Source organism: Escherichia sp. HH26CH (assembly GCF_009820205.1).
Classification (GTDB): Bacteria; Pseudomonadota; Gammaproteobacteria; order Enterobacterales; family Enterobacteriaceae; genus Escherichia; species Escherichia coli_F.
In genome coordinates, this window is sequence record NZ_VNXM01000048.1 from 1 (window position 1) to 4,837 (window position 4,837).

The 4,837-nt window shown below is 44.9% G+C and carries 4 protein-coding genes and 1 pseudogene; all 5 read right to left on the reverse strand.

Features of this window, described 5'->3' with window-relative positions; all coding sequences use genetic code 11:
- Positions 1-248: 248 nt before the first annotated feature.
- A pseudogene (locus FQ015_RS24275) lies at positions 249-326 on the reverse strand (hypothetical protein); the annotation flags it as partial.
- Between the two features lie 53 nt (positions 327-379).
- A complete protein-coding gene (locus FQ015_RS16410) occupies positions 380-1,015 on the reverse strand; it encodes a GAD-like domain-containing protein (RefSeq protein WP_160524278.1) in 636 nt (211 codons plus the stop codon).
- Positions 1,005-2,771, reverse strand: a complete 1,767-nt coding sequence (locus FQ015_RS16415) for a polymorphic toxin type 15 domain-containing protein (RefSeq protein ID WP_160524279.1) — start codon at positions 2,769-2,771, stop codon at positions 1,005-1,007. The genes FQ015_RS16410 and FQ015_RS16415 overlap by 11 nt, the downstream gene beginning before the upstream one ends.
- Entirely contained in the window at positions 2,764-3,810 is a 1,047-nt protein-coding gene (locus FQ015_RS16420) for a DUF2169 family type VI secretion system accessory protein (protein ID WP_160524280.1), read from the reverse strand. The genes FQ015_RS16415 and FQ015_RS16420 overlap by 8 nt, the downstream gene beginning before the upstream one ends.
- A 16-nt stretch (positions 3,811-3,826) precedes the next feature.
- Positions 3,827-4,837: type VI secretion system Vgr family protein (locus tag FQ015_RS16425; RefSeq protein ID WP_160524281.1), on the reverse strand; the 1,011-nt coding region annotated here is incomplete at its 5' end.

Genomic DNA, 4,837 nt, shown 5'->3' on the forward strand with positions numbered 1-4,837 from the left:
TACCACAGCAGCCGGGGTTGTTTGGGACCGACTTCCGACAGCAGATCCCGGTGGGCCTGCCACCATCTCTTCACAAGCTTATGCTTATTACATGCAAAACGTCCCGTTTTGCATCTTTGTGCCTACGGCACACCATGATCTTGCCCTGCTGTGTAAGCCAGTTTTCGGATAGATGTGGTTCTTCAGCATGGCTGCAAATTTTCTCAAATTCCTTTCCGGCGATGGTTAGTGCCATCTCATCATAAGATATCATCCGCCTTGATCTGCCCAAGGACCAGACTATACATTGTCGAGAACGCACTAATGACATGAATCGCTCCCCTGCGACACACTGTGATCTTTCTCTGAATAACTACTTCTGCTTTAGTTATATTGTTAGTTATATTTCATAAATATCAGGTTCGGTCATTTCTCTCAGAATTGATAAATGTATTTGAGCATCTAGTTTTCTCACATTATTTATATCAATCTTTCCACCTAGAAATATTGCTGGTTCAAAACCAAATATCTCTTCCCTCTCTAATACACCATATAAACTAACAGCCTGTTTAAAAAGATAATTTCCATGTATATCTACAAGATCAAAGTCAACAATTCTGGCTGCGCCGAAGAATGACTTAATATCCCACATCAAATCCTCTTGAGATTTTTTAACCTTCTCTCGCACTGACACAATAATTTTACCTGCATAGCATAATATTGTTAGATTCCGTCCTGTATGTACCCCAAAAGCGTAAAGTATTCCAAAAGCGCCGCGAGCAAAAACATGGTAAGAATCTTCTTCCTCAAACGGAGTTCCCTCTAACCAAGAATCTAGAATATCATTATAATATTCTGGGTCTACTAAACTTATCAATCCATTCTGCCAAGAAGCCCAACCTTCATTTTCCCAATAACTCAACAGAACATCAGGCAATACGCCTCTCCATTTTTCCAAAGAAATAACCGGAACAGGTTCAGTTGAAGTTGGCTCCCCAAACTTTTTTATAAACCAGTTAAAGTCTTCATCTCGCATATTTTTTCCCTCTACAAACTTCAAGTATTACGTTCATTTTAGCATGTCCGTCACCACTGGCAATACTATTTCTAGCAGCCGTTTCTAAGTCTTTTAAACGTTTATTGTGATTCCAACTTCCACCTATTGCACCGTTTACACTACTTCCCCCTATTCGTGTAGGATTTGGACTAGCCCATCCACCAGCAACCATATCAGGCTCATGTAACGCAACTAATTTTTCCATGATTTCTTTTGTACGGCCTGCAGCTTTGGCTTCAGCGACTTCTGGTGATACCCCATCCTTCCTTAAACGTTTATATATGCTTGTTCTTATGTCCTGTGCGGTGGCTGCTCTAAACTTATCCTGAGCATCAGCTGCAAGAGGATTGCGTCCATGATCGATGTACGACTGTCTCGCAGCCATAAACTCTTCGGCAGATAAATTATTAATCGCATCTTGTTGTCCTCTCAATTGCTTTTCATATTCTTTTAAATATTTTTTCTTGTCTGCTTCGGATAATTTCTTAAAATTTTCATTGCTAAATGGTGAAAAACATTTGATTTTAGTAGGGTTAGGTCTCTTGATTTTTACGCCGCTTTGTTCATTATCCTTTTTAGCAACATCCTCCGCATTTTTTTTTGCGTTATTGTCGTCTTTTCTATCATTGCGTCCCTTATCCGCCGAAGAGTGCTTTACATCATCTACCTTATATTCTATTGTTCCAGCCTTCCTTGTTTTATTCACCGTAGAAGTGGCTTCAATAATTTCTCCAGTTTTTGTCACTTTTCCGGCTTTACTAAACCAATTAGAAGGAATAAAATTCGCTGCCAGTTCCGAAAGCCCTCGCGAAACAAGTTCAGCCTTATCACCAGGTGATGCTTTGTCCCATTGTTCTTGTAAACTATCCCATACCTTCTCCGCTATGTCCGGCAGTTCTTTAGCAGCTTCCCAGGCATCTTCTGCATCCTTCTTCATGCTCTCCAGACAGATATTTCCCAAACGGATATTTTCTGCCAAAATCATACTGCTAAGAGCAATATTGTCCGGTAACTGAGGCACATCATTTACCAGGCTGGCAATACCAGAAATTGTACTCCTGACCGTTCCAAGTACTCCACGGAGTATTCCAGCATTGATTTCGTTTTTAGCGTTATAAACTTCTATTGGTATTTCACCACCTGATTCATAATCATAAATCATATCTCCGGGTTTTCCCGGCATCGGTGCCGGACGCAACTTATCTATTTGCTTCGCTGTCCACTCATCTGCCTGCTGAATCTCCTCACCAAAACCATTATCTTCGTCCGCTCTCTTTTTTGCCTCTTTAAGTCGCTCCAGCCAAGGAGATGAAACATTAGACTGATTACAGGGGAGAGTATTATCCTTAACAACTACAATAGGCGGAGCCACCAGCGTCTGGAGCTTTCCCAGACAATTCTGGTTATTCATACCCACACTGGAATCATGCCGGGCGATGGGTTTGCCCTCCACTCTTACCGTTGGACTACCAGTGAGGATAATGCAATCACCACTACCCAATGAAGTACCGGACACAACACCACTCCCGGCATTACTTTTCGTTCCGGCAATAACAGACCCTACATTCAGCACAGAGAACCCACGAGCTTTTACTGTTGTTGCATACTGCTTCTTACTACTTAAATATTGAAAACAGTCAAACGGGACAACAGCGTTACCCACCCTACAGGCATCCGGCGTGCTGTTTATCGCCATAAACCCTGACTCCCCATCTGCCACATGTTTGTCAGCCATGACATACCCCCTTCATTTGCTGTGGCACAATACAACCCAGAATCCCTTCCTTCATGTTCAGCAAAGCAGGCAGTGTCAGTCTCCAGGTGAGATAAATTAAACGTTCATCAAGGTTTATAACCAATGTATCAGCGAACGGAAAAAATGTATGAGGATAATTACTATGGTCTTTCAGAACAAAAACTGGTTTAAATCCAGGCAATCCGGTTACTACACGATTTGAATCTGGCAATACCCCTTCCAGAACAATACATTCATTTCCTGTCAGATATCCCGGAAGCACTAACTCGGGATGGGCACTGTTATAGAAATGCTCATTAAAATCGTCGGGAAAAAAGGGAAAACGCTCTTCACGCCACGTATTATCATAGGTCCCTGCAAACTGTAAGCGATTTTGCCACCAGCGCGACATTGGCCCGGTCCCTTGCGGAGTACAGAGCGTTTCGATAAAAAAGTCATTATCATCTGGCAGGTGATATCGCGTTATCTGCGGTGCAACATACTGCTGTTCCGTATCCAGAACCGAAATATCCGGGTAAAAGCCACATCCAACTGGATTAGCTGAGAAACTGTGTGGCGACTGACCTTCCGTCTGCCAAAAACCGCCATACGCTAGTTCGTAACGCAGGGGGATCGTGTCTGTTTTCTCAGGTGAACTCAGTCGCCACCGCTGTCCCTCATAACGCCAATAGCGTGGGCCTGACAAGCAGAGTCGTTTTGAAAAATTCCCCACACGAACACCTGCCATCCACTCTGAAGCAGAACCTCCGGCGGGCATGGCACTTCCAATAATGTGGATATCTGTATTCTTTTTACGAAGAACCAAGTCTGTTTCATATTTCAGGCTACTGGTTTCCGGCTCACCATAATATTCATCAGCCATCACCAACCCTGCCTGCCTGTCAGCAAGATCAGCGTAATAACCATTTTTCAGGCGAAACGTCATTTTGAAAGTGATCACGTCGAACCGGACACCGTAGCGCCCATATTTCTCAAACGCCAAGCAAGGAAACGGCGTATGATTTTCCACATCTATCATTTCCACTATCCTTGTATTAGTTAAGATCTATGTCCTTACCGGAAATTTTGACTGGCCCAGTGGCCTCAAAATCAAATACCGTACCTGTGATGGTTACCTTTCCACTGCTATCCATCCTTAACAGACTGGCGCCACACTTCAGTTCAATCACATCACCTGAATCAATTGTTGAACTATTTGTGACAGTTAGTGAAAAATTTTTGCCCACAGTAATAGTCTGAGACTTCAGTACATCTTCGGTGTCATTCCCCACCACCTTGCTGTTCTGGTCGTTACCCACATCCTTATGGCGGTTATTCGTAACATCTAGTTTTTGGTCATGCTTCACTGTGATGGTCTGGTCATTGCCAACCGTTACCTTTTGATCATTGGCGACTGTTGTCTCCTGATCGTGCCCACCTTCTTTTTTACTACCAACATTAACTGTCTGACCCACGACTATAGTGACCGTTTGATTGTTCTTCACCGTTTCGGTATGATCGTTATCCACCGTCGTCGTCCGGTTATTCAGCACTTCCGTATCCATGTTCTTCTGGGCATGGATATACACCTGCTCATTACTGGTGGCGTCTTCAAACCGCAGCTCGTTAAATCCGCTTCCTTTATAGGTTTTTGACCGGATGGTCATCTGCGTCTTCGTTCCCGGCAGGTCTCCCGGCGAACGGTTATCTTCATGGTATGTCCGGCCCATGATTATCGGCTGGTCCGGGTCTCCGTTCAGGAAGTCAACAATCACCTCCTGGCCCACACGCGGTATCGCCAGGTTACCGAACCCCGGCCCCGCCCACGCCTGCGACACACGCACCCAGCACGAACTCTCCTCCGTCATCCCGTGATAACGGTCCCAGTGAAACTTCACCCGTACCCGGCCATGTTCATCACAGAAGATTTCCTCGCCCGCAGGCCCGGTGACAATGGCGCTCTGTGGCCCGTCCACCTTCGGTTTGCTCTGCAGCCGTGGACGCCACGTCCGGTCTGCCGGTATCACCTCTAACTGATTGCCCAGCGTGGTTCCTCTCCCCTGGCT

Excerpts from the sequence above, each read along its gene's own strand:
- FQ015_RS16415 (WP_160524279.1), bottom strand. The coding sequence starts at position 2,771 with ATGGCTGACAAACATGTGGCAGATGGGGAGTCAGGGTTTATGGCGATA.
- FQ015_RS16410 (WP_160524278.1), bottom strand. The coding sequence starts at position 1,015 with ATGCGAGATGAAGACTTTAACTGGTTTATAAAAAAGTTTGGGGAGCCA.
- FQ015_RS16420 (WP_160524280.1), bottom strand. The coding sequence starts at position 3,810 with ATGATAGATGTGGAAAATCATACGCCGTTTCCTTGCTTGGCGTTTGAG.